Source organism: Staphylococcus sp. EG-SA-2, assembly GCF_017152085.1.
The window spans coordinates 1-537 of record NZ_JACYHC010000155.1; the positions used below are offsets into that span (position 1 = coordinate 1).

At 34.6% G+C, this 537-nt stretch carries 1 protein-coding gene; it reads left to right on the forward strand.

Annotated elements, in window-relative coordinates; all coding sequences use genetic code 11:
• Positions 1-537: FecCD family ABC transporter permease (locus IDG60_RS27220; protein ID WP_206160407.1), on the forward strand; the 537-nt coding region annotated here is incomplete at both ends.

The window sequence follows — 537 nt, forward strand, 5'->3', positions numbered from 1 at the left end:
TAGGTGTGATAGGTGCATTTATAGGTGGTTTAACTGTTTATACACTTTCAGGTGCTACGAAAGGTATGACACCCATTAAATTAGCATTGGCTGGTATGGCCATCCATTTGTTTTTTAGTAGTATGACCGAAGGTATTATTATTTTGAATGAGAATTCAAACGAACAAGTGATGTTTTGGCTTGTCGGTTCATTATCCAGTATGAAGTGGGATGAAATTTTAACCATTCTACCATGGCTTATTGGTGCTTTAATTGTAACGATTTTTATTGGACGTCAACTAACGATAATGGAACTAGGCGATGACATTGCTAAGGGATTAGGTCAAAATATAAATAAAGTTAGAATTATCATTGGACTATTAGTCATTATTCTTACAGGTATGTCGGTATCAGTGGCAGGACCAATTGGCTTTGTTGGCTTAATCGTACCGCATATAGTCAAACGCTATGTGAGTAAGAATTATTTAGTCATGATTCCATTAACATTTATTATAGGTGCAGATTTGTTACTACTATCAGATGTATTAAGTCGTTTAA